We start from the raw sequence: 26,733 nt of genomic DNA, 5'->3' as shown, positions 1-26,733 counted from the left end.
GCTCGGAACGGTCAGGGCGATCGGGGCGGTCGGGGCGGTGCGCGTCAGGCCGTCTCACCGGCGTCCGCGAGGAGTGTGCTGCCCGTCATGAAGGCCGAGAGGTCGCTGGCGCAGAACAGCACCACCCGGGCGATGTCGTCGGGCACGCCGAGCCTGCCGAGCGGGCCGGGCCGCATCACGGACAAGAGCGCCTCCGAGTCCAGCGGCACCCCGGCCGCGGCGGCCGCCGCCATGTTGCCCTCGGTCGGCACGAACGTCGGCGCCACGCCCAGCACGCGGATGCCGAACGGGGCGAACTCCAGGGCGAGTTGCCGGGTGAGGCCGCGTGCCGCGTGCTTGGAGCCGACATACGCGGCCAGCCCGGGGGCCGTCCCGCGGAACCCCGCCGTGGAGACGACGTTGACGATGACGCCCCCGTGTCCAGCGGCGCTCATCCTGCGCGCGGCCTCCCGGGAGCCGAGGAAGACCCCGCGGGTGTTCACGGCGAACACCTCGTCGAAGGCCTGGTCGGACATCTCCAGCGCGGGCACGCTGGGGAAGACCCCGGCGTTGTTCACCCAGATGTCGATCCCGCCGAGCTCCCGGACCGCGAGGTCGGCGGCGGACACGACACTGTCGGGGTCGGTGACGTCCAGATGGGCGGCCAGGGCGCGGCCCCGGCCTCGCGCGCCGAGATCCTCGGCGACGGCGCCGGCGAGCTCGTCCGCGATGTCCGCGACGAGCACGTCCGCTCCCGCTTCGGCCAGTCGCTCGGCGACGGCCCGGCCGAGCCCCCGGCCCGCGCCGGTCACGACGGCGCGCCGTCCGGAGAGCGAGACGAGTTCGGCCAGGGACTTGGACGAGACGTCGGGTACGGATATCTGCACGGTGTGTCCTCCGTGTGACGGGGCGGTCAGATCCGGCCGCGGCGGGCTGTCTCGCCCAGCCACGCGAGAGAGGGCTTGGGGCGGCGCTCGAACGTCTCGCGGTCGACCTCGACCAGGCCGAACGTCGGCTCCCAGTGGCCCCACTCGTAGTTGTCGAGCAGGCTCCAGTGCAGATAGCCGCGGATGTCCACCCCGTCGGCCATCGCCTTGCCCAGGTGCTCCAGGGCCTCGCCCGTGTAGGCGATGCGGCGTGTGTCGTCGCCGGTGGCGATGCCGTTCTCCGTGATCAGGATCGGCACACCGCCGGTGACCTCGGCGGTGTGCCGTACCGCGATGCCCAGGGCGTCGGGCCGGTAGGCGGTGCCGACGAGCGTGTTGTCCGGGTGCTGCGGGTGGGGCTCGATGCCGTCCGGGCCGACCCACTGGCTGGAGTACGACTGCACGCCGACGAAGTCGTCGCCGCGCGACCCCTCCAGGTAGAGGTCCTCCCAGACGTGCTCCAGTTCCCGCTTCTTCTCCTCGGCCCCTGGACGGGCCACGAAGGCGCGGTTGGCGACCGTCCAGCCGACCTTGGCGCCGGTGCGCTCGCGCAGCACCTCTCGCGCGGCATGGTGCGCCTCGACGAGCCGCTCGCCGATGGCCGTGTCGGGGGCCGGCAGTGGTGGACGCGGGCCCTCGTTGTCGAGAGTGGGGCTCTGCCACTCCCCGGAGGCCTGCGCGCTCTGCATCGCCCGCGCCATGCCGGCCATGATGGCCAGCATGTTCGGCTCGTTCATGGTGACGACCCACTCGACGCCTTCGAGGATCGGCGCGACCGTCTCGACGTGGGTCCGGAACCGGTCGACCGCGTGCTCGCCGAGCCAGCCGCCCTCCTGGGTGAACCAGAGCGGGCTGGTGAAGTGGTGCAGGGTCACGACCGGGGTCAGACCGAGCTCGAAGGCCGTGTCGATCATGCGCCGGTAGTGGGCGAGTTCGGCGCGCGAGACCAGGCCGGGGACGGGCTCGATACGGGCCCATTCGATGCCGAAGCGGTAGGCGTTGAGCCCGGCGTCAGCGAGCAGCCGCATGTCCTCGCGGTACCGGTGGTAGCTGTCGCAGGCGTCGCCGCTGCGCTCCATGCCGGGGATGCGCCCCTCGTTCGCCCAGAAGTCGCTGTTGAGGTTGTTGCCCTCGATCTGGTGTGGTGCGGTGGAGGCGCCCCAGAGGAAACCGGGAGCGAGTTCGGTCATGTCGACTGCCTTCCTGAGTGCCGATGGCGACGAGCCCGGCGGGACGTGTGCCGCCGAGGGCGGTTTCACACGCCTTTCGGGCCGGGGGTGTGGCTGGACGTGGATTCGAGCGACGGCTGTGCTCCGACGTCAACGGTTACCATGTGGTTGGTTTTCGCTGGAACGTAAACCGGGATCGTGGGACGGGGAAGACCGCAGGGCGATTTCGTAACCTGAGCGTTACAGGAGGAAGGCGGGTGCGGTCCGGCTGCTCAAGGGCGGGCGACCGTCGTGCTCGGCCTCGACGCATCTGCGTTCACGCCCTTGGGATCCGGTGTCGGCGTACATGTGAACGTGGCTCTGGCGAGATTTTCGTGGGTGGAGATCATCCGGGTGCCGCGGTCGGCCGGTCCGCACAGCTGCGGCGAAGGCGGGCGATCAGGACGACGCGGTGGCACGGGAGCGGGACGCCGGTGCGTCCTGCCGTCAGGTGTTTCTGGAGTTCGACGTCGGTGATGCGGCCTTCGTTGACGCCGGTTTGTAGGTGGTGAGATCCGCCGGGCGACGGCGTGTCGGTCTCCGTGGGGCTCCGGTGGGAAGTCTCGCGCGCCCGGAACGTTCCATGCTCCCGTTTTCTCGGCGGCGTGGGGGCCGTCCGCCGATCCTGTCGCGGGCGCGGGCGCGGGCGGCGGCCGGGCCGTCCTTGGTCGCGCCGAGTACGAACTCGCGGTGCGGGTCGGCGAAGGCGGACACCATGCCGAAGGGGTCGCGTCCGTAGCGGGTGTTGCCGTCGATGCCCCGCGCGACGGCGTGAAGTCGGATGCCGCGGTCCCGCAGCTCGGTGCCCACGACGATGAGGTTCCGGACGGAGTGGGAGAGCCGGTCCGGCCGGGTGACCGTGACGGCGTCGCCGGAGCGGAGTTGGGGCGATGGCAGGTCCCGCTCGGACCGTGCGGTTTCATGGCCGTTGGTTCGCTCGACGCGGATGTCCTCCTTGGTGGCACCGACGTGCACAAGGGTGTTGACCTGCGGGACGGGGCTCCGGCCGGGCCGGGCGGACGTAGCCGACCACGGCCGGGGCTGATGTGGCGCGGCGCAGAGGCGAGGTCGTCACTGGGTGCTCACCTGCTCACGGTCGCGTCGGTTCAGAGGGTGCCGGGCGGTGCTGCCGGTCGGTCCGCTCGGGTGTTCGGGAGCGTAGCGGGGAGTGCGGCAAGGAAGTCACCGCCGAAGTGCATCGTCCGGGCACCGCGCCGCGCCGCTCGGTGGCCGCAGGGGCCGCGCGGAGGGCGAGCTCGCCGCTGCGCCCGGAGGCGGTCAGGTCTGTTGACGATGCCTGGAGCGACGCCTACTCTTCAACAGAATCAGGATTCTGAATTTGATGTGAGGGGGCGTCCGTAGTGATCCGGGCCGGGGACAGGACCCGGCCGGGTGGCTTGTCACCGTGCGGCACCGTCCTGCCCGTAAGGCGGGCGCGAGTGCCGTCCTGACGCGCGCCGGAAGAGCTCACCGGTGTGCCCGTCCGTGCCGCGGTGGCAGGGGCGTCATCGTCGCGTCGGCTTCTCCAGGGATCGTCACGGTCCGATTCCCTCGAAGGTATTTCCCCGCGACCACTTACCCGATCCGTTGCATCGGCCAGGAGGTTTCTGTGCGCTTCTCCGCCTTTCTCACCACCCGATCTGCCGGCCCGCACGAGGACCGCGACGTCATGAACGCGATGGTCCAGCACGCCGTCGACGTCGAGCGGCTCGGGTTCGACGCGGTGTTCCTGCCGGACCACCACTTCACCGGGTACGCCCCGCCGGCCAGTGACCCGATGATGTTCGCCGCCTATCTCGCGGCTCTTCTGCCCAGGCTGCACTTCGGTTTCTCGGTGCAGACGATTCCGCTGCACCACCCCGTCCGCTTCGCCGAGCGGCTGAACCTTCTCGATCAGCTGACCGACGGCAAGGTCCTCGTGGGCACCGGCAGCGGCACCACGCCCGAGGAGATGATCGGGCTGGGCATCAACTACAAGGACACCCCGCAGCTCTCCGTGTCCAACCTGGAAATCGTGCGACGGCTGTGGGACAAGAAGCCGGACGACGAGCCGGTAGTCTTCGACAACGGGCCGTACAAGGGTGCCGTCGTCTCCCGTATCGTGCCCGTCGCGCACTCGGCGCAGGGCCCGCAGCTCATGTCGGTGGCACTGCGTCCCTCCAGCACCCAGCGGGCCGCCGATCTCGCGCAGCCGGCCTTTGTTCCCGCCTTCACTCCGCCCGTGCTCGACGACGGCGAGCCCCTGTCGCACCTTCGCAGGCATTTCGGCGCCTACCGAGACGCCCTGGAGGCGGCCGGCCATCCGCAGGACTTGGTGGACCACGCGCTGAGCTGGACCACGCACACCTACCAACATGTGCATGTCGCACCGACCGACGAGCAGGCCGAGGACGAGTTCCAGCTGATAATCGACCTGTACCAGAAGGCGGTTGAGCGCGAACACACGGCCAACAAGGCCGCCGAGCGGCTCAGCGGCGTCGAGCTCGGAGCCGTGCACAATGCCCGCAACCCCGGCTGGCAGCGCACCTGGTGCCTGTGGGGCAGCCCGGAAACGGTCACCGAGCACCTGCGTGAGGTCGCCGACGTGGGTATCGGCAACGTCCTCGGCGCCTTCCTGGGCGGGACGCTGACCCCGGAGCGCACGGAATGGGGCAAGCGCTCGTTGGAGCTCTTCGCCACCGAGGTCATGCCGAGGTTCCGGTCCCGGTGAGCGGCGACACTCACACCCGCGAGAGGGCCGTGGGTGCTTCGACAGGCCCCGGCCCCGAGGAGCCGGAGACGCTGCGGGGCGCCTGCGCCAACCAGCCCCCGGACAGGTGGGCCTTCGCCCGTCGGAACATCGCCGACGCGCGCTCGCGGGTCGCACCCGGTCGGCACGAGGTCCTCGTGGGCAGGTCGTCGACCGAGTTCTCGAACCATCTGGCAGTCGAACTGTGACGCCCTCTCCGGAGCAGCACACGGACCACGGCCCCGACCTCGGCGCCGTCGCCCGGAGCCGCCCGTGGGTGATCCTGGCGATCGCCTGTGCGGCTCAGTTCATCTGTGTGCTGGACGTGTCGATCGTCAACGTGGCGCTGCCGTCGATGCGCGAGAGCCTCGGTCTCTCGCCCGGCGGGCTGCAGTGGGTGGTCAACGGCTATGCCCTGACCTTCGCCGGCTTCCTGCTGCTCGGCGGGCGCGCCGCCGACCTGCTGGGGACCAGACGTGTCTTCCTCGCCGGGCTGGCGCTGTTCACCGCGGCGAGCCTGGCGGGTGGCCTGGCCCAGGCGGGCTGGCAACTGGTCGCGGCGCGTTTCGTCCAGGGGCTGGGCGGCGCGTTGCTGGTGCCCACGACACTGACCGTGCTGACGACCACCTTCCCCCACCCCCGTGCCAGAGCCCGAGCGCTCGCCGTGCTGACTGCGGCGGCCGGGGCGGGTGGAGCGCTGGGAGGCGTCTTCGGCGGGCTGCTCACCGGGCTGCTCGGGTGGCGCTGGGTGCTGTTCGTCAACGTGCCCCTGGGGGTCGTCCTGTCCCTCGCCGCTGCCGGGACACTGCCGGGCGCGGTGCGCGGCTCGGTGCGAGGGCGGCTGGACGTGCCGGGCTCGCTCGCGGTGACCCTCGGAACCTCCGGTCTGGTGGCGGCGATCGTGGTATCGGAGGGCCACGGCTGGACCTCGGCGTTCACCCTGTCCCTTCTGGCGGCGGCTGTGCTGCTATTTACCGGTTTCCTGTTGTGGGAACGGCGTGCCCGTCACCCGCTCGTTCCCCCGGCGGTGTTCCGTGTCCGCCCGCTGATGACGGCCAACACGCTGGCGCTCGTGATCAGTGGTGTGCTGCCGGCGACCATGTTCTTCCTCTCCCTCTATCTGCAGAACGTGAAGGGCTTGACGCCCTTGTGGGCCGGTGTGGCCCTGCTGCCCAGCGCCGCCGGTGTCGCGCTCGGCGCGGCGGCCGCCTCCCGGCTGGTCGGCGTTCTCGGCCCTCGCATGGTGTTCCTGGCCGGTTCGCTGCTAGCCGCGGCGTCCCTGGTGTGGCTGTCGCGGCTCGGCCCGGACAGTGGTTACGCGGGGCCCGTCGCGGTTCCGCTGTTCCTCTCCATGGCGGGGCTCAGTGTGGCCGGGCTGCCACTGACGCTGACCGCGGTCGCGGGCGCCGGGCCGGACAGGGCCGGGCTCGCCTCGGGTCTGCTCAACACCGCCAAGCAGATCGGCGGCGCCGTTGGCCTGGCCGTCCTGGTCACGCTGGCGGCCACGCGTACGGTCGCCCTCACGGCCGCAGGGCGTACCAGTGAGGACGCGGCCACGACCCAGGGCTTCGGCCTCGCTCTGCTGGTCGCCGCCGGAGTGGTTCTCGGAGCCGGTTTCTGCGGCCTGGCTCTGCCGCGGGGTGCGTCGCCGGAACCGGCTCCCTCCTCGCCGGAGGACGGGTTCTGAGTCCGTGCTTCCGCGGGGACGGGGGCGGGAACGTGCGTGCCGTACCGCACGCGTTGTGGCCACCGCCCGGCGGGCGGTGGCCTCGGCTCAGCTGATGTCGCCTGACGCCGCCGTCGAGACAGTGACTTAGGTCACTTTTTATTTTTAGAATCAGAATCTTGAATTTGTTCGTTACGGCGCGCACACTCGCCCGTAACGTGATGCACCCGCCAGAACGGGTCGGGTACGGCGGAGGAGGCATTGTGGCCCAACCCGACAAGTTATCCGCCGCCGGTGCCCGGCCCACCGGCCGGGCACCGCACGGGCGGAGGGGTACCACCCCACCCCGGTGAGTCGGTGCCGGCGCTTCTGGTCGGACACACGGAACAGCGCGCCACACGATCCGCTCCCTCCCCCCGGTGACACCCCTTCCGGTCCGGTGCCGGGACCGCTCGACACCGACCCGCTCCGCGCCGTTCGGACGCCCGCCGTACCCGACGGTCCTTCCCGAGCGCCATGTGAACCCACCGCCGCCTCCCCGCGCCGCACTCCATGCCGGGGCCCATGCCCGTCTGCCGCCCAGACATCAGGACACGTTCCTCCGCCGTCGGCACCGTCCTCTCCCCGCGAAGGCCGGACCAGCGCCAACCCGAAAGGCAGCACCATGTCAGCAGCCTCCCGTTCGACCCTCGTCATCGCACTCGCAGCGGCCGGGGCACTCAGTCTGTCCGCATGTGGGGGCGGAGGCGGAACCAAGAACCAGGCCGCCTCCTCGGCAGCCGTGGCCGCCCCCGCCGACAGCGGTACCCTCACCCTCCTCGGCCAGGCCAGTGGGAACAAGCCGGAACCCCTGGACACGGTCATCGCGGCCTTCGAGAAGAAGTACCCGGGTATCAAGGTGAAGTCGGAGTACCTGCCGATCGGCACCAGCTACGCCGACTCGCTGCGGACCCGGCTCCGCGGCGGCAACCAGCCCGACGTCTTCTACGCGGCGCCCGGCGCGGGAGGCCTCACCTCCCTGCTCAACCTGGCCGATGCCGGTCTCACCGCCGATCTGGCCAAGCAGTCCTGGACCAAGGGCCTGGTGGACACCAACGCCCGCGAGCTCTTCTACCAGGACGGGGGCCTGTGGGGCATCCCGTTCGACCGGGTGGTCGTCGCCCAGGTGTACAACACGACCGCCCTCAAGAAGAGCGGCATCGAGATCCCCAGAACGATGGACGAACTCCTGACCGCCTGCAAGAAGGTGAACAGCCAGGGCAAGTCCCTGCTCTCCCTGGCCGGTGCCAGCGCGGAGAACTCCGGACTGTTCGCCGTCGCTCTCGCCGCCAACTACGTGCTCGCCGACCAGCCGGAATTCAACTCCGAGCGCGCACAGGGCAAGACCACGTTCGCCGGCAGCAAGGGCTGGCAGAGCACCGTCCAGGCGATCGTCGACATGAAGAAGGCCGGGTGCTTCCAGAAGGGAGTCGAGGCGGCCGACATCCCCCAGGCGGCCCCGGCCCTGGCGGAGGGCAAGGCCCTGTCCTTCGTCATCCCCACGGGCGCGCTGGCCGCCCTGCGCGGCATAGCGCCGAACCTGGAACTGGAAGCCCACCCGCTGCCCGGTGTGACCGCGGAGGGAACGAACATCTACTCCTCCCAGTCCGACGCGCTGGCCATCTCGACCAAGGGAGCCAAGAACGGAGCCGCCACCACGTTCCTGAAGTACGTCGCCACGGGCGGCGGCGACGAGGTCTACGCCAAGGCGACCGGCAACCTGCCGCTGAAGGGAACGCTCGACGACCCCGCGCTGAGCGGAATCTCCGGCATCCTGGCCGACGAGAAGCACAACTTCCCGATGATCAACCTCCCGTGGCCCAACCCCGAGGTCTACAGCGACCTGGGCAAGGGCGTCCAGGGCCTGCTGACCGGCCAGCAGAGCCCCGCCGATGTCCTGAAGAGCATGGACGACGCCTGGAAGCAGAAGTGAGCGCGGGTGCCGGCGGGCAGCGCCGCGCCCGCCGGCATCTGTCCTCCTCAAACGGTTGACGAAAGCGATGGGGCGCCTCCTTCGCCCTCACCCCGACCTCGCAGGGAGATTCCGTGACCACAACCCTTGAGGCGCCCCCGGCCGCCAAGACCGAACACCGGCCGGGGCGCCGCCCACGGCGCCGCGCCACGGCACCGTTGATCTGGCTGGCCCCGGGGCTGCTGCTCCTGCTCGCTGTGCGCTACGTCCCCACGGTCCTCGGCGCCAACTACGCGTTCACCGACTGGAACGGGCTCAGCTCGGTCTACAACATCGTCGGCCTGGACAACTTCCGGACGATCGTCGAGGACCCGGACTCCCGGCAGGCGTTGGTCAACACCCTCGTGCTCGCGCTGACCGTCGTGGCCGCCAGCAACGTACTCGGCATGTCCCTCGCCCTCGCACTGGACTCGGCGATCAAGACGCGCAACATCGTACGCGCCGTGTTCTTCGCACCCGCCGTCCTCAGCCCGCTGGCCACCGCCTACATCTGGCGCTACATCTTCCAGATCGACGGACCGCTCAACCACCTGTTCGGCGCCGTCGGACTGGGCTCCTGGGAACGGAGTTGGCTCGCCGACCCCACCTGGGCCCAGTGGGCGGTGGCGGCGGTGACCGTCTGGCAGTTCACCGGCCTGGCCATGATCATCTACCTGACCGGTCTGCAGTCCATTCCCGCCGAACTCACCGAAGCGGCCTCGGTCGACGGGGCGGGCCCCTGGCGCCGCTTCCGCGCGATCACCCTGCCCCTACTGGCTCCCGCCACCACGATCGCGCTCACCCTCACCACCATCATGGCTCTCGGTATCTTCGACCAGGTCGTCGCGCTCACGGGCGGCGGCCCCGCCGGGAAGACGGACACGCTGTCCACGGTCATCTACGAGCAGACCTTCAGTCTCGGCCGGTTCGGGTACGGAACCGCCCTGGCCGTGATCCTCACCGTCGTGATCACCCTCGCCTCGGTCACCCAACTCCTCGTTCTGCGTTCCCGTGAGAGGCGGATGCGATGAACTCCGGAATGCAGCGCTACACCCGGCGCACCCTTGCCCGCGAGATCGCGATGATCGTGGCCGGGCTGGTGTGGCTCTTCCCCTTCTACCTCCTGGTCATGACGTCGGTGAAGCCCGACAGCCAGATCTTCAGCGCCCCGACCGCCCTGCCCACCAGCCTCGACGTCGGCAACTACGACGAGGCGTGGAGCACCGCACACCTCGGCCGCGCCCTGCTCAACAGCCTGATCATCACGGGTGGCAGCGTCGCCCTGCTGATCGTGGTCGGCTCCCTCTGCGCCTACACCATCGCTCGCCGGCCCGGCCGCTGGAGCGCCGCCTTCTACCTGTTGTTCGTGATCGGCATCATCGTGCCCTTCCAGCTGGGGCTGATCCCGCTGTACTCGATGATGCGTTCCCTGGGCCTGGTAGGCAGCTACCTGGGGATCATCCTGCTCTATGGCGGTATGTGGATCCCCATGGCGGTGTTTCTCTACACCGGGTTCATCCGTGCCATGCCCAAGGACTACGAGGAAGCGGCCCTGTTGGACGGATCGACGCCTTTCCTGACCTTCCGACGTGTGATCTTCCCGCAGCTGCGGCCGGTGACCGCGACGGTGGCCACCCTCTGCGGAATCCTGGTCTGGAACGACTTCTTCACACCGCTGATCTTCCTGTCCGGCACGGACAAGGTGCCTCTCCCGCTGGCGATCTACGAGTTCGTCGGCTCGGTGGCGACCCGCTGGAACCTCGTCTTCGCGGGGATCCTCGTCGCACTGCTGCCCGTCCTCATCCTCTTCGTCGCCGCGCAACGACACCTGATGCGCGGCTTTTCCGGCGGGCTCAAGGCCTGACCCCGTAGCCACCGACCGGGCCCCCACCCCCGGCATCCGCCCAAGCCGTCACTCCCCGAGGAGAGACCAGGATCCATGGCCGACACGTTCACGCCCCGCCCGCGCACGATCAGGCGCGGAGTCAGCTTCTACTCCTTCCAGGAGGAGTTCTTCCTGCGCACGATGACGCTGGAGGACTGCGTCGCAGCCGCCGCGAGCACGGGCGCGCGCGGCATCGAGATCATCCCCGAGCAGTCGATCCCCGGCTACCCGGACCTGTCCGACGCCTTCGTGGCCGACTGGCACGGCTGGATGGACCGCTACGGCACCGTCCCGGTGGCGACCGACCTGTTTCTCGACACCAAGCTGTACCCCGGGCGACGGCTCAGCCACGAGGAACAGGTGGCATCGGTCCGCCGCGACATCGACATCGCCGTGCGCCTCGGTGCCACCGTCGTCCGGATGATCATCAACACACCGCCCGAGGTCATGGAGTCCGTAGCCGGCCACGCCGAGGAACGGGGCGTCCGTCTGCTCCTCGAAGTGCACGCCCCGTTCCACTACGAGCACGCTTGGATCCTCCAGCACCTCGACGTCATGTACCGCCTCCAGTCGCCCGCGCTGGGCCTCATGCCCGACATGGGCACCTACGTCCAGCGCTTCCCCAGGGTGGTGAGCGAACGCGCGCTGCGCGACGGCGCGCGGCCGGACCTCGTCGACCTGATCGTGCGCACCTACGACAACCACGAGGACACCCACGCCCTCATGGACATCGTCAACTACCGGGGCGGCGGACCGGTGGAGTTCGGGCTCGCGCGACAGGCCACCCACTACATCTGGAGCGAGCCGAAGGCCATGCTCGACCACATGTCCCTCATCGGGCACATCCAGGCCAAGTTCTACGAGATGACCGATGACGGGGACGAGTACAGCATTCCGTACGCGCAGATCATCCCCGTTCTTCTCCAGGGCGGGTTCGACGGTTACCTCTCCAGTGAATACGAGGGCAACCGGCATATTCAGGACGCGGTCCCGGTGGACAGCGTGGAGCAGGTCCGCCGTCAGCAGACCATGCTCGCCCGGCTGCTCGGCGAAACCGCCTGACCGTCCGACCGGGCGGAGTGCCACAACGACGCCTACGGCGCGCCCGGGTTGAGCATCCACTACCGGCTCACCGATCGTGACCATGCCCGGACCGCGGCGGCATGCGACTCGGTCCAGCGTACGGTCGATGCACCGGCGAACCGCTCGACGACGATCTGGGGACCTGAAACCGGGTACACCATCCACGCCGTGAGCAGGGCGGACGGCCCGATCGTCGGCTCTCCTGGCTACCGCGGCGGAATCTCGGGGCCGGTCAGGAACGCTCCGGACCTGCAGCCGTTGGTCCTGTGGTGACGGCCGTTGGGTGGCAGGCCTGTGGGACCACCCTGGCTTCCCGTAGCCTGGCAGTCCACGCCATGGGGTTGGGCCATCCCCCTCGGTGTCACGCTCCACGCGGACAACAGTGCCAGGCTGGTCGCCTCCGACGGCACGTGCGTGGACTCGCCGCAACGCAGTCGCCGGCCGTACCGGACCGTCAGGCCGCCGGCTTCGGCGGCGGCGTCCGCTCGCCGGATGCCGATCTCAGCCGGTGCGCGACGGCTACTGCGTCTCCCAGCCCACGGTGGTTCGGAGAAGGCGCCCAGCTCGCGCTTTGCGTTTTCCGGCAGATCCGCCCTGCGCCGGCCGGATCGTCATGCCGGCCTGTACGCCCCGGCGGTTTGTCGTCGTACGGCGTGGTCCGGGCAGGACCTTCGTGGAACTCGGCGGGCCGCCCCGCCGCCTTGGCCGGGTCGCCGAGGGACCGCGGGCCCCTGAACGGAGCTGTCCAGGACGGCTCGGACGCCGTGATCGCACCGGACACCGCAAGATCGTCCGACCCGTGACAGCGGCTGCGGACAGCCTTCATTGTCCTTCGTAGCGCAAGAAGGCGAGCGTCATCGCGCCGAGGTCTTCGATCAGTGTAGGCAAGTCGCTGCCCTCCGCGGCCTCCGGAGCGACGTCGAGGGCCAACGCCCTGGCGAGCGCGGCGTAGACCGTGGTGAAGCAGGAGCCGACGGCGCGAATCGGGTCCGGGTGCCGGATCTCGTCGCGGCGGGAGAGGATCAGGTCGATGAACCGGTCGCGGGCGTCCATGTACCCGGCTTTGCCGACCTTGGCCACGGCCGGGTCGACGGCGCCTCGCTGGAGGAAGGCGCCCAGGGTCCTTCCTTGCTGGTTCAGCACGTCGGCGAATTGCGCGATGAGCTGCGGGACGAGTTGGGCGAGCGGCACGCCGGCCCAGTGCTGCGGGTCGGTCATTTCGCGCTGCGCGGCGAGCAGGCGTTCCTGGAACCGGGCCTGTGCCGCCCGCAAGAGGTCGTCCTTGCCGTCGACCCGGGTGTAGATCGAACCCACCGACACCCCGGAGCGCCGGCTGACCTCGGTCAGGGCGAAACCGGAGTAGCCCTTCTCGGAGAGGAGCTCGAGGGTCGTGTCGAGAACCAGGTCGAAGGAGCGCTGACTACGCTCCTGCTTGGGGGCGCGGATACCGCCGGTCTGTGGGGGCTTCTGTGGCGTGGTGGGCATTCAGTCAGTGTATGCAGCGTGACATGCCGCCCGGTCGTGGTCGGCGACCGTGCGGGAACCGCCCGCGGCCCGCCTTCTCCTCGCGTCACCCCGCGGGCTCCGGCAACGAGGGATACGCGGGACGAGGGGGAGGCGCGCGTACTCTTCGGACTCAGGCGACACGTACCGCCCCTGTGGGAGCGGCGAAGCGCTGGGCGAACTCTTGGACCTGTCGTGCCAGCAGGTCGAGCTGGGCAGCGGTGGTGGGGTCGGCGCAGGTGCCGTCCGGCATGAACAGCGGGCCCTGGCCGGAGTTGAGTGTGACGCCGAGCGGGGTGGGCCAGCCGCGCATGGCGTGGACGGTACTGCGCAGGGCGGCGAGGGTGGTGCCGCATGCCTGCCAGCCGGCCGCCGTCACGACCAGCCCGACGGCCCGCCCGTCGAAGTACACGCGTTCGTCCTCGCGAAGGTCCTCCAGCAGATCGAGCGCGTTCTTGACGAGGCCGGAGACACCGCCGTGGTAGCCGGGGGAGCCGATCACCAGGCCGTCCGCCTGGCGCACCGCCTCGACCAGTTGGCGTTGCTGGTCGGTACGTTCGGCGCTTTCGGGTGCGTAGTGGGGGAGTGCGGCGAGGAAGTCGCCTCCGAAGCGCACCGTGCGGGCGCCACGCCGTTCTGCGGCCGCGAGGGCGGTGTGGACAGCGAGCTCGCTGCTGGAGCCGGCGCGGGTGGTGCCGCCGATGCCGACGATCAGGTGACTCATCGGGGTGGAGTCCTTTCGGAAGTGAGGCATGACCTCGGAGGCGAAGAGGCGCAGCGAGGACTGGGGCAGGGCGTAGCGCCCCGGGGCGAGAGGCCCGTTGGCGAAACCCATGAGGATGGCCTCCTGGTAGGCGGCGAGGATGATCTCCACCTCCTCACGCGCCTGCTCGTCGGTCTCCGGCTGCGGGTGACCGGAGGTGGCTCATGGTGGCGCGGTAGGGGTTCAGGCACGTCTGGAAGGCCGTCGAGGGTTCGCGCCGGCGGGAACGATGCGCTGGACCACCGCGCCCTTGCGGGGGGCCGTGGTCGAGCAGGTTCACGTGTTCGGCGAGGCGGACCGGACGGTGCAGAGGCAGGGTCGTCACGGAGAAGCCGTGGTGCACGTTCTGCGTCCGGGAGGCCAGGTACACGGCGAAGCGGAGGGGGTCGCCGGACGTCGGTGCGTAGGCGGTGAAGGGATCGTCGGCCGGTCCCAGGGAGCGGCCGACGAGGAAGACGGAGAAGTGCATGGGAGAACCCCCCACCAGTGAATCAGAATTGCGATTCTGAAAATACGTGAGGGCTGCATGGCCGTCAAGGGGTGAGCTCGGTATTGACTGGCCGGACCTCGGCTGCCTAGGTTTGAGCAGAATTAATATTCTGGTTCTAGTGAAGTGGCGGTGTTCTTCCCGCGCCGTCGTCGCACCACCCACCCGCACATCGAGAGGTCGCCATGCACGCCTCCGCGTACCCGCCCCTGGATGCCGCCTCCCTCACCGCGGGAAAGACAGGCTGGAGCACCCTGGACGAGCCGGCCCTGGGGCTGCGGTCGTTGTTCCTGGTCGACGGGCCTCTGGGCCTGGTCAGTCCGACCTTCGACGAGCGCGAGACCTCCTTGCTGCTGCCCAGCGGCATCGCGCTGGGAGCGACCTGGGACACGGAAGTGGTCGGCGCGGTGGCCGCGGCACAGGCATCGGAAGCACGTCGGCGCGGTTTCGACGCGATCTACGCCCCCAACCTCAATCTGGCCAGGACGGGGCTGTCCGGCCGGACCTTCGAGATGCTGTCGGAGGACCCGTTGCTGGCCGGCGTGCTCGGTGCGGCCTTCGTGACAGGCCTGCAGGGACAGGGCGTCGCGGCGTTCCCCAAGCACCTGGTCTGCAACGACACGGAGACGGCGCGACAGCGGATGAGCGCCGAGGTCGACGACACGGCGTTGCGTGAGGTCTACCTGCGCCCCTTCGAGATGGCTGTGCGGGCCGGCGCCTGGGGGTTGATGGCCGCCTACAACCGGCTGGGCGGCACACCGTGCACGGCCCACGCCGAACTGCTGGCGATCGTGAAGGAGGAGTGGGGTTTCGACGGGGTGGTCGTTTCCGACTACTTCGCCCTCAAGGAGACGGTCGGCCCGGCGCTCGCCGGCCTCGACCTGGAGATGCCCGGTCCGGCGATCCACTACGGTGTGCGGCTCGCCGAGGCGGTGGAACGGGGTGAGGTGCCGCGGGCACGGCTGGACGACGCGGTGGAGAGACTGCTGCGTCTGGCCCGGCGGGTCGGCGGCATCGAGGGTGCCCACCGGCAGGTGGCCGCCGGTGACGCGTACGTACCGCGCGAACAGGCACAGGAGACACTCGTCCGGGCTGCCGCCGCCTCGTTCGTCATGGTCCGCAACGAGGACACGCTGCTCCCGCTCGACCCGGCCGGGTTGCGACGGCTCGCCGTCATCGGACCGAACGCCGGCCGGCCCTGCTACCAGGGAGCGACGTTCGGCCGGATCCGGCCGGAACAGGTCGCGGCCACCCCGCTCCAGGCGATGAGGGAACGCTTCGGTCCCCTCTGCGATGTCGTGTACGAACCCGGGGTCGACACGGTGCCGCCCGACTCCCTGGGTGCCTTCCGGGTCACCACTCCGGACAAGGAGCCCGGAGTGCGGCTGGAGCATCTGCGCGACGGACACGTCGCCCTGACCGAAGTCCGCGCGGACAGCGCGTTCATCTGGTTCGGGGACATCCCGGGCGTCGGGCCGACCACGGAGCCGATGACGCTCAGGCTCACAGCCGTGCTCACCCCTGAGGCCGGCGGACACTGGACATTCGGTGCCGGTGGATCCGGTGCGACCGTGCTGTCCGTCGACGGCGTGGTGCTCGCCCGGCGCCCGGCCCCCGCCGCCGGGGATCTGATGGGGCAGGTGGCCCGCGCCGAGACCACGACCGCGCAGTGGGAACTGAGGGCGGGGGAACCGGTGACCGTGGTCGTCGAGATGGTCTCGACGGGCGGCCCGGTGCAGGCGCTGACCGTGGGCTGCACGCCGCCGGCCACTCCTGGAGCCCTGGAGCGCGCGCGGCAGGCGGCCGCGTCGGCCGACGCCGTCGTACTGGTCGTGGGCGACGAACTGGAGACATCGCGGGAGAGCAAGGACCTCGAACACTCCGCTCTGCCGGAGGCCCAGCTCGGACTCGTCGAGGCGGTGGCCCGGGCGAATCCGCGCACGGTCGTGGTCGTCAACGCGGGACGGCCCGTGGACGCCCCCTGGGCCGACTCGGTCCCCGCCGTGCTGCAGAGCTGGTTCGCCGGGCAGGGGTACGGCACGGCTCTGGCGGGTGTGCTGGCCGGGGACGACGAGCCCGGTGGCCGGATGCCCGTCACGGTGCCCCTGTGCGACGCCGACCGTGCGACGCACGGTGAGACGCTCGACGCCGATCTGCGTCGTGTCTACCGAGAACCCACCGGGTACCGGCATCTGAGGCGCAGCGGCACCAAGGCCCGATTCGCCTTCGGCGCCGGACTCGGCTACACGACCTGGCGGCTCGGGGCGGCCTCGCTCGTTCCGAGCGGAGGGTGTTGGGCGGTGCGCCTTCCGGTCACCAACACAGGGGAGCGCGGCGGGCGTGAGGTCGTCCAGGTCTACATCCGGGCGCCGGGGGAGACGGATGCCCGGCTCGCCGGCTTCACCGGGATCCGGCTCGACGCGGGGCAGGACGCCGAGGTGGAAGTGGAGCTCGACGAGCGTACGTGGCAGCGGTGGGACGCCGCGGGGGGAGGCTGGTCCGTGATCGAGGGGCGGCATGAGGTCCTCGTCGGCCGGTCCGCGGAGGACATCGTGCAGACGCTTGTCCACGAGTTGTAGCCGAAGCTGTAGCCGAAACGGGCGGGGAGAGGCGTTCACCGCCTCTCCCCGCCCGTTTCGGCTGTCGCGATCAGAGCGCCGCGACGACCTCCTGGACGGACCGCAGTGATGCGGCCGATTCGATGGTGGGGTGGTACTCGAGACCGATCGGGCCCTCGTAGCCGAGCTGTCGCAGACCGTGGAGCTGCGCGGCCCAGTCGACGGTTCCGGTGCCCGGCTCCGTGCGGTTCGGCAGATCGGCGATCTGTACGTGTGAGACGAGGTCCATGGCGCCGGTCAGTTCCCGCTCGGGCGCCTCACCCATCTGCAGTGAGTGGTAGAGGTCGTACAGGAGGGCGAGCCCGGGGGAGTCGACCTCACGCACCGCGGCGAGGCATTCGGCGGTGGTGTCGAACAGGGTGCCCGGGTGGTCCACCCGGGTGTTGAGGTTCTCCAGCAGGATCGTCACGCCGTGGTCGGCGGCGATCTCGGCGCCCGCCTTCAGCGCGTCGACGAGGATGCCGTGCTGCACGGCACGCTTCACGTACGGCAGTCCCACGCCCGAGCCGGTGACGATGCGGGTGCAGCCCAGCCGGGCGGCAACCTCCGCCGCGGCCCGGACGTGACCGAGGAACTCCTCGTGGGTGCGGGCGTCGGCGAGTGTGAGCCGGCCCTCGACGAGCAGGGTGTGCAGGGACGAGCCGGTGGCTTCCAGGGCCTTGCGGATCGACTCCAGGTCCTTGTCGCTGTGCGACCAGATCTCGACCACGTCGACGCCATGGTCGGCGGCGGCGCGGATGCGCTCACCCAGATCGTCTCCGGCCTCCTTGAAGAGGAGTTCGACGTTGACGGACAAAGGGACGGGACGGGACATGGTTGCTCCTGAAACGGAGAGGGAAGCCCCCGCGACGGTGACCGCGGGGTGAGCCGGCACGCGGGGCGCCGGCCGGGAGGGAAGCGACAACCGGCCGCCGCCCCGCGCGAGGTGTCAGCCGCGCAGCAGCCGCTGTGCGTACCAGCCGTTGAGCATGGCACTGCGGGCCGGGTTCGGTGTCTGCTCGCTCTCGAAGACGGCCCAGCCGGACCAGTCGTGGGCGCGCAGCCGTTCCGCCAGGGCGGGGAAGTCCACGAGCCCGCCGGTGGTGCCGCACTCGTAGAACCAGCGCTCGATGCCGCGGGCTCCGCCCTCGGACAGCATGCTCGCCTCCGCGTGCGGCGCGAGGCGTTCACCGTTCTCGTCGACGTACCGGGTGTCCTTCAGGTGCAGGTGGTCCACCCTGTCGTGGTGCGTGTCGAAGAGCCGCACGGGGTCCAGCCCGGCGACGGTCAGCTCGGCGGTGTCGAGCGTGAGACCCACCAGGGCCGGGTCGGTCTCGGTGAGCAGCGCGGACAGTGTCTTCTCCTCGGCCGCGGCGCTCAGGCAGTCCACGTGCAGGGACAGCCGTACGCCGGTCTCCGCGACGGCGGCGCCCACGCTGTTCCAGCCAGCCGCGGCATCGGTGATCGCCGCGCCCGGCAGCGGCCGGTCCAGGGTCCAGGCGGCCGGCAGAGCCCGCACCACCAGCCGGGTGCCACCCGCCGTGGCCAGGAACTCGGCGAAGGGCAGCAGAGCCTCGGTGATCTCGCCGTGTCGGGCGCGCTCCAGGATGGACCGGCCGCGGCTGAGCTCCTCGTCCACGGGCTCACCGGGGTCGACGTACCAGCTGGACACCGCCTCGAGACCCGTACCCCGGACGATGTCGAGGAAGGCCCTGGTGGAACCGTAGGTCGCCGCGATCGACGCGGGCCGGCCGAGCGGATCCCAGCGGCCGGTGCCGCCGCACAGCTCGACGCCGGTGAACCCGCAGGCGGCGATCACCTTCAGGGCGCGCTCGTGCTGTTCGGGTCGCGTGAAGTCGTCGAAGTTCGGCTTCCACTGGTTGACGGCGTAGCCGAGACGGATGCGGGGGCTCATGCGTAGATCTCCGACAGGACGTTGCGGGCGTACCACATGGACAGGGCGGTGGCCTCGGCGTAGTCGCCGCCGATGTTGACCTTGTCGTGCTCGACGGTGATCCAGCCGGTGTAGCCGACGTCCTTGATTGCGCGCATCAGCCGCGGGAAGTCGACCAGACCGCCCTCGGTGCCCATCTCGTGGAACCACTGGTCGGTCTGCGGGGCCATCAGCTCGGCGTCCGGGCTGTGCTTGTAGGCCTCGGTGGTGTCCCGCTGCCGGGTGTCCTTGAAGTGGAAGCCCGAGCAGCGCTCGTGCAGGTCCATGAAGAGGGTGACGGGGTCGATGCCGGCGATGCAGTGCTGGGCGGTGTCGCAGAAGAACGACACGTACCGGGGGTCGGTGAACTCGTAGAACTTGCGGATGTCGTCCTCGGTGCGGATGGCGCAGAAGAACTCGTGGTGACAGGTGGTGCGGACGCCGAACTCCGTCAGGGTCATCTCCCCGACCCGGTTCCAGCACTCGGCCGCCGCCTTGATCTTGTCGTCGGTGACCGGCGCGGTCTGTGTGTAGAGGCTGGCCGGCATCACGATGAGGCTCTCGATGTCGAGGGCGTCCCACATGCCGAGCATCCGGCGGGTGCTCCCGACGATCTCGTCGTGCGTCTCGCGGACGTGGGCGTCGGCGACGCGCGGGTCGTACATGATGCCGCGGAACAGATTGACGATCTTCTCGATGCCGTGGTCGCGCAGATAGCGCTGGTAGTTCTCGACGGAACCGAACATGCCGGACAGGGCGTAGACCTGGAAGTCGAACATGTCCAGGCCCTCGAAACCGACCGCACTGATCTGCTTGACGAAGTCGTCCATGTGGCGGCGGGCTGCGTACTGGGTCACCGGGCCGCGTGGGCTGTCCACCCGCCAGTGGTCCATGTAGCTCCAGCGGAGCTCGTTCATGCCTGATCAACTCCAGGGAGGGGGAGGGGACGCAGCCGACAGGATGCGATCTCGATTAAACAGAATCTACATATTGGTTCTAGGTCTGGGAAGTGGTCGAGCCGCGTGACCTCGTGACGGCTGGTGCTCATGTCCATGCGCGCCGAGCGCGCCGACGGTCGGCGTGATCGCGGGTGTGCGGGAGGATGTCGCCCGCGGCGCGCGCGGCGGACTTCCGGTGCCGGTGGTGCTCGGGGGCGGGTCGGCTTCCTGCGGGTGGCTCGGTGGCGCACCTCGCGGCAAGGTTCCAGGTTGGGACGGGTGCGCCTGGTGAGGTGCTGTTGGAGGAATAACCAAAATCTTAATTTTGAATTTACTCTGTCTTGCGCTGGACGCGAGTGTGGTGTGCCCTGTTCATCCAGGGGCGCCGGTGCGGCGTCGTGCCACGCAAAGGAGCGGAGCACCTTGGACGTGACAATCAGCGCTGTCAAACCGCAGACGCCCCAGGGAGCGACGACCCGCCTCGGCTGGCGGGAGAAGTTCGGCTACGGGGCCGGCGACCTGGCCTCCAACCTCTCGTGGAACCTCGTCGGAGGCTTCCTCCTCTACTACTACACCGACGTCGCCGAGGTGCCCGTCGCGGCCCTGGGTACCCTCTTCCTCGTCGCCAGGCTGGCCGATGCCGTGATCGATCCGGCCATCGGCGTCCTCGTGGACCGCACCAGGTCCCGCTGGGGCAAGGCGCGCCCCTATCTGGTCTTCGCCTCGATACCCTTCGGGGTCGTCGGCGTGCTGACCTTCATGGTCCCGGACGTGAGCGACAGCGGGAAGCTCGTCTACGCGTTCGTCACGTACCTGACCCTGGGGCTGCTGTTCTCCCTGGTCAACGTCCCCTACAGTGCCCTGCTGCCGATGATGACGCGTGACTCGGACGAGCGGATGCAGATGGGCGGTCTGAGGGCCATCGGCAGTTCCGTCGGATCCATCATCGTGACGGCCTCCACGACACCGTTCGTGGCCTGGCTGGGGGCCGGCAGTGAGCAGCGGGGCTGGACCGTCGCGACCACGATCTACAGCGTGCTGAGCGTCTGCTTCTTCGCCGTCACCTTCCTCGCCTGCAAGGAGCGGTACGCCCTGCCCGCCGAATCCGAGCAGGTCGGGCTGACGGCCGCCCTGCGGACGCTGTGGGGAAACCGGCCGTGGAAGGTGGTCTTCGTTTACGGGGTGCTCAACTTCGTACGACTGTCCCTGGTGCTCGGGGTGACCGTGTACTTCGCCCTGGCGGTGCTGCGCGCCCCCTGGGCGATCTCGGTACTGCTCCCGCTGGTGTCCGGCACGATGATCGTCGGTGGCCTGGTGGCCGCTCCGTACTACCGCCGCTTCGGCAAGCGTCGCGGCAATCTGCAGGCGCTTGCGGTGGGCTTCGTCGCCTGGGCCGCGCTGTACCCGGCCGAGGGTGCCTTCCCTGTGTTCCTCACCTTCTACATCATCGCCACGCTCGCGATCGCGGTGTCGATGGTGTCGATGTTCACGATGGTCGCGGACACCGTGGAGTACCAGCAGTGGCGGTTCGGCACGCGGCACGAGGGTTTGCTGTCGTCCGGCATCAGCTTCGCCACGAAGGTCGGTTCCGCCGTCGGCTCGGCCGCGATCGCATACGGACTCGCTCTGGCCGGCTATCGGGCGGGCGACGAGGGCGGGGCGGCGGTGACCGGCATTCGCGTGCTGTTCTACGGCGTCCCGTTGCTCCTCGTCGTGGCGCAGGCCGTGACGATGGCCTTCTGGGATCTGGATGGGCGGCACGAGGAGATGCGCGCCGAGATCGACCGCGCGGCCCACTCGGAGAAGAGCTGACGCTCGCTCCCAGCGGACGAACAGGGGCATGAGCCCCTCGTCTTGCGCGGTACCGTCCGCGAAAAAAACAGAATCAGAATCTTGTATTTATTCCAGCTCGGGGCACACACTGGCCCCCACGGGACCGAGCAAGGAGACGACAGCCGATGACGCCCATCTCTGGTCGGCCGCCGCACGCCATCCGCCGCGGAGTCAGCCTCTACTCCTTTCAGGAGGAGTACTTCCTGCGCACCATGACCGTCGAGGACTGCGTGGCCGCCGCCGCCGGCATGGGCGCGACCGGCATCGAGATCATCCCGGAGCAGTCGGTCCCCGGCTATCCCGAGCCGACCGACGAGTTCGTCACGCGCTGGCACGACTGGATGCGCGCCTACGGTACGACGCCCGTGGCCACCAACGCCTTCCTCGACACCAAGCTGCACTCCGACCGCCTGCTGACCCTCGACGAGCAGGCCGCCCGCGTCCGCCGTGACATCGACATCGCGGTACGTGTCGGCGCGCCGATCGTGAAGGCCACCGTCAACTTCTCACCGGAGGTGATGGCTGCCGTCGCCCCCTACGCCGAGGACCAGGGGGTGCGGCTGCTGCTGGAGGTCCACGCGTTGTTCCACTTCGGGCACCCGTGGATCCTGGAGCACCTGGAGGTCATGCACCGCGCCGGCGCCCACGTCCTCGGGTTGATGCCGGACATGGGCATCCACGTACGGCGGTTCCCGCGCGTGGTGAGCGAGCGGGCCCTGCGCGACGGGGCACGGCCCGAGCTCGTCGACCACATCGTCCGCACCTACGACGACCACGGCGACACCCACGCGCTGATGGACATCGTCAACTACCGCGGCGGCGGGCCCGTCGAGTTCGCCCTGGCCCGGCAGGCCACCCACTACATCTGGACCGAGCCCAAGGAACTCCTCGCCCACATGCCCTTCACCGGGCACATCCAGGCGAAGTTCTACGAGATGACCGACGAGGGCACCGAGTACAGCATCCCCTACGAGGACATCGTCCCGGTCCTCGTCGACGGCGGTTTCACCGGTTACCTCTCCAGCGAGTACGAGGGCAACCGCCACATCCAGGACGCTTTCCACGTCGACAGCGTCGAGCAGGTGCGCCGGCAGCAGACGCTGCTCGCCCGCCTCCTCGGCGAGACCGCCTGATCACCACCCACCACCGCGGAGAGGCTTCACCGTGTTCGACAAATACATCGTCTGCGAGGACGGATTCCGCACCCGGGGCGACGGCCGCCCGGGCGGCGAGCTGGAGGTGAGGATGCCCTACTACCGGGGCCTGTTCCTGTCCATGGTGGAGGCCGTCGACCTCACCCTCGACGAGCGCCCGGTACCCGCAGAGCGCACCACCTTCAGCGTGCACGGCAACACCTACACCTTCGCCGAGCTGCCCCAAGTCACCGACGACCGGTGGGAGATGGGGGAGCGGGCCGTCCTCGCCTTCGAGACCGACGCGCCGCTCGCTCCCGGTGACCACGACGTCGCCGTGTCGGTGCGGCTGCGGATCTCCTACATGCCGGTGCCCGGCGGCGGCCGTGACCGCAAGCGACTGCGGCTCGGGGCCGGAGCGGGGAAGTGATGAGGCGGGACTTCCCCGCGCGCGTGGACGTGGCCGTCGTAGGCAGCGGACCGTGCGGTGCCGCCTACGCGCGCATCCTGTCCGAGCAGCGCCCCGATCTGGACCTGGCCACCTTCGAGGTGGGCCCCCTGCTGGCCGACCCTCCGGGCGTGCATGTGAAGAACATCGCCGACCCCGCCGAACGCGAGCGCGCCCAGCTCCGCTCCCAGGGGCCGGGCCCGGCCCCCGCCGACGGGCGCCTCTCCCGCCCCGGCACCTTCCTCCTCCCCGACGGCTACCAGAGCCCCGGCGAGGACGGCCTGCCGAACGCGGCGATGTCCAGCAACGTCGGCGGCATGGGCGCCCACTGGACGGCCGCGTGCCCGCGCCCCGGCGGCGGCGAACGCATCGGCTTCGTGCCGGGGATGGACGAACTCCTCGACGACGCCGAGCGGTTGCTCGGCGTCGACGCCCACGCCTTCGACGACGCCCCCTTCGCCGCCGAGGTCCGCAAACGCCTGGCGGACGCCCTGGACGCCGACCGCCCGCAGGCCCGCCGAGTGCGGCCCATGCCCCTGGCGGTACGGCGCCACGACGACGGCCGCGTCACCTGGTCCGGAGCCGACGTCGTCTACGGCGAGGCCACCCGCGCCAACCCACGGCACACCCTCTGCCCCGAGGCCCTGGTCACCCGCGTACTGGTCGAGAAGGGCCGGGCCGCGGGCGTCCTGGTGCGCGACCTGCGCGACGGCACCGAGCACGAGGTGCGCGCCGCACGGGTCGTCGTCGCCGCCGACGCCCTGCGCACCCCCCAACTGCTGTGGGCCTCCGGCGTACGGCCGCCCGCCCTCGGCCGGTACCTCAACGACCAGCCGCAGATCGTGTACGCCGTCCGCCTGCGCGACGTCCAGGCGGCACCCGGTACGGCCACCGCCCCGTCCAGCGGCGTCAGCTGGGTGCCGTACACGGACGACGAGCCCTTCCACGGCCAGGTGATGCAGCTCGACGCCTCACCCGTCCCGCTGGTCGGGGACGACGTCCCGGCGCCCGGGTCGATCGTGGGCCTGGGCTGGTTCTGCGCGAAGGACGTACGGGCCGAGGACCGCGTGGAGTTCGACGACGCCCGTCGCGACGCCTACGGCATGCCCGCGATGCGCATCCACTACCGGCTCACCGAACGCGACCACGCCTCCCTCGACGCGGCCCGCACCGCGGTCCGCCGGGCGGCCGACGCCCTCGGCGACCCCCTCGACGACGCACCCCGCACCCTCGCCCTCGGGGCGTCGCTGCACTACCAGGGCACCGTCCGCGCGGGCCTCACCGACGACGGCACCTCGGTCTGCGACCCCATCGGCCAGGTCTGGGACGTACCGGGCCTGCACGTCGCCGGCAACGGCGTCATCCCCACGGCGACCGCCTGCAACCCGACGCTCACCTCGGTGGCCCTGGCCGTCGCCGGCGCCCGCCACATCGCCCGCACCCTGCCCCTCGAAGGACGGTGACACCTTGCCCGGAGACACCCTGCGCGTGGCCCTCGTCGGACACGCGTTCATGGGAGCCTCGCACTCCCAGGCGTGGCGGACCGCGCCGCACTTCTTCGACATGCCCTTGGCTCCCGAGCAAGCCGTACTGGTCGGCAGGGACGCCGAACGCGCGGCACAGGCCGCCCGACGGCTCGGCTGGCAGGAGAGCGCGACCGACTGGCGTCAGGTCGTGCAGCGGGATGACATCGACCTCGTCGACATCTGCACCCCCGGCGACACCCACGCCGAGATCGCCGTCGCCGCGCTCGCGGCGGGCAAACACGTCCTGTGCGAGAAGCCCCTCGCCAACACGGTCGCACAGGCCGAGGAGATGACGACGGCGGCCCGGAAGGCGAGCGGGCGCGGCATCCGCTCCATGGTCGGCTTCACCTACCGGCGCGTGCCGGCCGTCGGGCTCGCCCGGCAGTTCGTCGCCGAGGGCCGGATCGGGCGCGTACGGCATGTCCGCGCCCAGTACCTGCAGGACTGGCTGGCGGATCCGGCCACCCCCATGAGCTGGCGGCTGGAGAAGGACCGCGCCGGGTCAGGAGCGCTCGGGGACATCGGCTCCCACATCGTCGACATGGCCCAGTACCTCACCGGCGAACGGCTCACCGGGGTCAGCGCCCTGACCGAGACGTTCGTCGACAAGCGACCGCTGCCGGACGGCACGGGATCCGGCAAGGTGACCGTCGACGACGCCGCCGTCTTCCTCAGCCGTCTCGACGGCGGCGGCCTGGCCACCTTCGAGGCGACCCGCTTCGCCCTCGGCCGCAAGAACGCGCTGCGCATCGAGATCAACGGCGACCGGGGGAGTCTCGCCTTCGACTTCGAGGACATGAACGTCCTGCACTACCTCGACGGCACCGACCCCACCGCGAGCGCCGGATTCCGCCGAGTGGTCGCGACCGAGCCCGAGCATCCGTATGTCGCCGCCTGGTGGCCCCCCGGTCACGGCCTCGGCTACGAGCACGGCTTCACCCACCAGGTCGTGGACCTGATCACTGCCATCGCCCAAGGCGCCGACCCTGAGCCGTCGTTCGACGACGCCCTCCAGGTGCAGCGGGTGCTGGAATCCGTGGAACACAGCGCCGCGCATGACTCTCAGTGGACCGCTGTCCAGGACCGAAAGGAGAGCCGATGACCCGCCCCGTCACCCTTTTCACCGGCCAGTGGGCCGACCTGCCCCTCGAGGAGGTGTGCCGGCTCGCGTCCGGATGGGGCTACGACGGCCTGGAGATCGCCTGCTGGGGCGACCACCTCGACGTCGCCCGCGCTGCCGAGGACGACACCTACCTCGACGGCCGCCGCGCCCTGCTCGACAAGTACGGCCTCCAGGTCCACGCCATCTCCAACCACCTCAACGGTCAGGCCGTCTGCGACGACCCGATCGACGAGCGCCACCGCGCCATCGTCCACCCCAGGGTCTGGGGCGACGGCGACCCGGAAGGCGTACGCCGCCGCGCCGCCGAGGAGATGAAGCTGACCGCACACGCGGCGGCACGCCTCGGTGTCCGTACCGTCGTCGGTTTCACCGGATCGAAGATCTGGAAGACCGTGGCGATGTTCCCGCCCGTACCCGAGTCGATGATCGACGACGGCTACGCCGACTTCGCCGCCCGCTGGAACCCGATCCTCGACGTCTTCGACGAGGTCGGCGTGCGCTTCGCCCACGAGGTGCACCCCTCCGAGATCGCCTACGACTACTGGACGACCACCCGCGCCCTCGAAGCGGTCGGCCACCGCGAGGCGTTCGGGCTCAACTGGGACCCGAGCCATTTCGTCTGGCAGGACCTCGACCCGGTCGGCTTCCTGTGGGACTTCCGGGAACGGATCTACCACGTCGACTGCAAGGACGCCAAGCGCCAGGTGGGCAACGGCCGCAACGGCCGCCTCGGCTCCCACCTGCCGTGGGCCGACCCGCGCCGCGGCTGGGACTTCGTCTCCACCGGCCACGGCGACGTGCCGTGGGAGAGCTGCTTCCGCATGCTCAACACCATCGGTTACGACGGACCGATCTCCGTCGAATGGGAGGACGCGGGCATGGACCGCCTGGTCGGTGCTCCCGAGGCCCTGGCCTTCGTCAGGCGCCTTGCCTTCGACCCTCCCGCGGCGTCGTTCGACGCCGCCTTCTCGAACGGAGCGTGAG

The 26,733-nt window shown here is 70.1% G+C and carries 22 protein-coding genes and 1 pseudogene; 14 read left to right on the top strand and 9 right to left on the bottom strand.

The window, feature by feature from the left end:
• Positions 1–44 precede the first annotated feature (44 nt).
• From AB0P24_RS12245 to AB0P24_RS12235, 3 genes and pseudogenes are all read right to left on the bottom strand, one after another.
• A complete protein-coding gene (locus AB0P24_RS12245) occupies positions 45–866 on the bottom strand; it encodes a glucose 1-dehydrogenase (protein ID WP_365792896.1) in 822 nt (273 codons plus the stop codon).
• Positions 867–892: 26 nt separating this feature from the next.
• Positions 893–2,095: a family 1 glycosylhydrolase gene (locus AB0P24_RS12240; protein WP_365792894.1), complete on the bottom strand. Its 1,203-nt coding sequence runs from the start codon at positions 2,093–2,095 to the stop codon at positions 893–895.
• A 465-nt stretch (positions 2,096–2,560) separates the two neighbouring features.
• A pseudogene (locus AB0P24_RS12235) lies at positions 2,561–3,091 on the bottom strand (recombinase family protein); the annotation flags it as partial.
• A 631-nt stretch (positions 3,092–3,722) separates the two neighbouring features.
• On the opposite strand from AB0P24_RS12235, the gene AB0P24_RS12230 reads away from it, so the two are divergent.
• From AB0P24_RS12230 to AB0P24_RS12200, 7 genes are all read left to right on the top strand, one after another.
• The gene (locus AB0P24_RS12230) at positions 3,723–4,823 is read left to right on the top strand and encodes an LLM class flavin-dependent oxidoreductase (protein WP_365792892.1); all 1,101 of its coding nucleotides are present in this window, start codon (positions 3,723–3,725) and stop codon (positions 4,821–4,823) included.
• Entirely contained in the window at positions 4,820–5,050 is a 231-nt protein-coding gene (locus tag AB0P24_RS12225) for a hypothetical protein (RefSeq protein WP_365792890.1), read from the top strand. The genes AB0P24_RS12230 and AB0P24_RS12225 overlap by 4 nt, the downstream gene beginning before the upstream one ends.
• A complete protein-coding gene (locus tag AB0P24_RS12220; RefSeq protein ID WP_365792888.1) occupies positions 5,047–6,528 on the top strand; it encodes an MFS transporter in 1,482 nt (493 codons plus the stop codon). Before AB0P24_RS12225 ends, AB0P24_RS12220 begins: the two co-directional genes overlap by 4 nt.
• A 643-nt stretch (positions 6,529–7,171) precedes the next feature.
• On the top strand, positions 7,172–8,479 hold the full coding sequence (locus tag AB0P24_RS12215; RefSeq protein ID WP_365792886.1) for an extracellular solute-binding protein: 1,308 nt from the start codon (positions 7,172–7,174) through the stop codon (positions 8,477–8,479).
• Between the two features lie 113 nt (positions 8,480–8,592).
• Positions 8,593–9,528, top strand: a complete 936-nt coding sequence (locus AB0P24_RS12210; RefSeq protein WP_365792884.1) for a sugar ABC transporter permease — start codon at positions 8,593–8,595, stop codon at positions 9,526–9,528.
• Positions 9,525–10,361 carry a carbohydrate ABC transporter permease gene (locus tag AB0P24_RS12205; protein ID WP_365792882.1) on the top strand — a complete coding sequence of 279 codons (837 nt, stop codon included), beginning with the start codon at positions 9,525–9,527 and terminating at the stop codon, positions 10,359–10,361. Before AB0P24_RS12210 ends, AB0P24_RS12205 begins: the two co-directional genes overlap by 4 nt.
• Positions 10,362–10,436: 75 nt before the next feature.
• Positions 10,437–11,444, top strand: coding sequence for a TIM barrel protein (locus tag AB0P24_RS12200; protein ID WP_365792880.1), 1,008 nt, complete (start codon positions 10,437–10,439; stop codon positions 11,442–11,444).
• 843 nt (positions 11,445–12,287) lie between these two features.
• Here the strand turns inward: AB0P24_RS12200 and AB0P24_RS12195 are convergent.
• The 3 genes from AB0P24_RS12195 to AB0P24_RS12185 all read right to left on the bottom strand — a co-directional run bounded on the left by AB0P24_RS12195 (position 12,288) and on the right by AB0P24_RS12185 (position 14,200).
• On the bottom strand, positions 12,288–12,950 hold the full coding sequence (locus tag AB0P24_RS12195; protein ID WP_365792878.1) for a TetR/AcrR family transcriptional regulator: 663 nt from the start codon (positions 12,948–12,950) through the stop codon (positions 12,288–12,290).
• A gap of 151 nt (positions 12,951–13,101) precedes the next feature.
• Positions 13,102–13,842: an NADPH-dependent FMN reductase gene (locus AB0P24_RS12190; RefSeq protein WP_365792876.1), complete on the bottom strand. Its 741-nt coding sequence runs from the start codon at positions 13,840–13,842 to the stop codon at positions 13,102–13,104.
• 4 nt (positions 13,843–13,846) lie between these two features.
• Positions 13,847–14,200, bottom strand: a complete 354-nt coding sequence (locus tag AB0P24_RS12185) for a hypothetical protein (protein WP_365792874.1) — start codon at positions 14,198–14,200, stop codon at positions 13,847–13,849.
• Positions 14,201–14,403: 203 nt separating this feature from the next.
• Here AB0P24_RS12185 and AB0P24_RS12180 point away from each other — a divergent pair, with 203 nt between their 5' ends.
• Positions 14,404–16,797, top strand: a complete 2,394-nt coding sequence (locus AB0P24_RS12180; protein ID WP_365792872.1) for a glycoside hydrolase family 3 C-terminal domain-containing protein — start codon at positions 14,404–14,406, stop codon at positions 16,795–16,797.
• Positions 16,798–16,867: 70 nt separating this feature from the next.
• On the opposite strand, the gene AB0P24_RS12175 is transcribed toward AB0P24_RS12180, so the two are convergent.
• The 3 genes from AB0P24_RS12175 to AB0P24_RS12165 form a co-directional block, all read right to left on the bottom strand.
• A complete protein-coding gene (locus AB0P24_RS12175) occupies positions 16,868–17,650 on the bottom strand; it encodes a TIM barrel protein (protein ID WP_365792870.1) in 783 nt (260 codons plus the stop codon).
• 114 nt (positions 17,651–17,764) lie between these two features.
• Entirely contained in the window at positions 17,765–18,730 is a 966-nt protein-coding gene (locus AB0P24_RS12170) for a sugar phosphate isomerase/epimerase (protein ID WP_365792868.1), read from the bottom strand.
• The gene (locus AB0P24_RS12165; protein WP_365792866.1) at positions 18,727–19,665 is read right to left on the bottom strand and encodes a sugar phosphate isomerase/epimerase; all 939 of its coding nucleotides are present in this window, start codon (positions 19,663–19,665) and stop codon (positions 18,727–18,729) included. Before AB0P24_RS12165 ends, AB0P24_RS12170 begins: the two co-directional genes overlap by 4 nt.
• Positions 19,666–20,115: 450 nt before the next feature.
• On the opposite strand from AB0P24_RS12165, the gene AB0P24_RS12160 reads away from it, so the two are divergent.
• The 6 genes from AB0P24_RS12160 (at position 20,116) to AB0P24_RS12135 (ending at position 26,732) form a co-directional block, all read left to right on the top strand.
• Positions 20,116–21,498 (top strand): MFS transporter, encoded by a 1,383-nt coding sequence (locus AB0P24_RS12160; protein ID WP_365793122.1) that lies wholly within the window; start codon positions 20,116–20,118, stop codon positions 21,496–21,498.
• Positions 21,499–21,644: 146 nt separating this feature from the next.
• Positions 21,645–22,652 carry a TIM barrel protein gene (locus tag AB0P24_RS12155; RefSeq protein ID WP_365792864.1) on the top strand — a complete coding sequence of 336 codons (1,008 nt, stop codon included), beginning with the start codon at positions 21,645–21,647 and terminating at the stop codon, positions 22,650–22,652.
• A gap of 31 nt (positions 22,653–22,683) precedes the next feature.
• Positions 22,684–23,082: a DUF6379 domain-containing protein gene (locus tag AB0P24_RS12150; RefSeq protein ID WP_365792862.1), complete on the top strand. Its 399-nt coding sequence runs from the start codon at positions 22,684–22,686 to the stop codon at positions 23,080–23,082.
• The gene (locus AB0P24_RS12145) at positions 23,082–24,563 is read left to right on the top strand and encodes a GMC oxidoreductase (protein ID WP_365792860.1); all 1,482 of its coding nucleotides are present in this window, start codon (positions 23,082–23,084) and stop codon (positions 24,561–24,563) included. The genes AB0P24_RS12150 and AB0P24_RS12145 overlap by 1 nt, the downstream gene beginning before the upstream one ends.
• 4 nt (positions 24,564–24,567) lie before the next feature.
• Complete coding sequence (locus tag AB0P24_RS12140; RefSeq protein ID WP_365792858.1) at positions 24,568–25,728, top strand: Gfo/Idh/MocA family oxidoreductase; 1,161 nt, start codon at positions 24,568–24,570, stop codon at positions 25,726–25,728.
• Entirely contained in the window at positions 25,725–26,732 is a 1,008-nt protein-coding gene (locus tag AB0P24_RS12135) for a sugar phosphate isomerase/epimerase family protein (RefSeq protein ID WP_365792856.1), read from the top strand. The genes AB0P24_RS12140 and AB0P24_RS12135 overlap by 4 nt, the downstream gene beginning before the upstream one ends.
• The last annotated feature ends 1 nt before the right edge of the window (position 26,733 follow it).

Source organism: Streptomyces sp. NPDC086519 (genome assembly GCF_040686075.1).
Taxonomy (GTDB): domain Bacteria; phylum Actinomycetota; class Actinomycetes; order Streptomycetales; family Streptomycetaceae; genus Streptomyces; species Streptomyces shenzhenensis.
The sequence above is the reverse complement of the archived record's forward strand: the minus strand, read 5'-3'. Positions and strand labels throughout refer to the sequence as shown.

Excerpts from the sequence above, each read along its gene's own strand:
- AB0P24_RS12205 (WP_365792882.1), top strand. The coding sequence starts at position 9,525 with ATGAACTCCGGAATGCAGCGCTACACCCGGCGCACCCTTGCCCGCGAG.
- AB0P24_RS12240 (WP_365792894.1), bottom strand. The coding sequence starts at position 2,095 with ATGACCGAACTCGCTCCCGGTTTCCTCTGGGGCGCCTCCACCGCACCA.
- AB0P24_RS12185 (WP_365792874.1), bottom strand. The coding sequence starts at position 14,200 with ATGCACTTCTCCGTCTTCCTCGTCGGCCGCTCCCTGGGACCGGCCGAC.
- AB0P24_RS12165 (WP_365792866.1), bottom strand. The coding sequence starts at position 19,665 with ATGAACGAGCTCCGCTGGAGCTACATGGACCACTGGCGGGTGGACAGC.
- AB0P24_RS12155 (WP_365792864.1), top strand. The coding sequence starts at position 21,645 with ATGACGCCCATCTCTGGTCGGCCGCCGCACGCCATCCGCCGCGGAGTC.
- AB0P24_RS12215 (WP_365792886.1), top strand. The coding sequence starts at position 7,172 with ATGTCAGCAGCCTCCCGTTCGACCCTCGTCATCGCACTCGCAGCGGCC.
- AB0P24_RS12195 (WP_365792878.1), bottom strand. The coding sequence starts at position 12,950 with ATGCCCACCACGCCACAGAAGCCCCCACAGACCGGCGGTATCCGCGCC.
- AB0P24_RS12145 (WP_365792860.1), top strand. The coding sequence starts at position 23,082 with ATGAGGCGGGACTTCCCCGCGCGCGTGGACGTGGCCGTCGTAGGCAGC.
- AB0P24_RS12135 (WP_365792856.1), top strand. The coding sequence starts at position 25,725 with ATGACCCGCCCCGTCACCCTTTTCACCGGCCAGTGGGCCGACCTGCCC.
- AB0P24_RS12200 (WP_365792880.1), top strand. The coding sequence starts at position 10,437 with ATGGCCGACACGTTCACGCCCCGCCCGCGCACGATCAGGCGCGGAGTC.
- AB0P24_RS12180 (WP_365792872.1), top strand. The coding sequence starts at position 14,404 with ATGCACGCCTCCGCGTACCCGCCCCTGGATGCCGCCTCCCTCACCGCG.
- AB0P24_RS12175 (WP_365792870.1), bottom strand. The coding sequence starts at position 17,650 with ATGTCCCGTCCCGTCCCTTTGTCCGTCAACGTCGAACTCCTCTTCAAG.
- AB0P24_RS12170 (WP_365792868.1), bottom strand. The coding sequence starts at position 18,730 with ATGAGCCCCCGCATCCGTCTCGGCTACGCCGTCAACCAGTGGAAGCCG.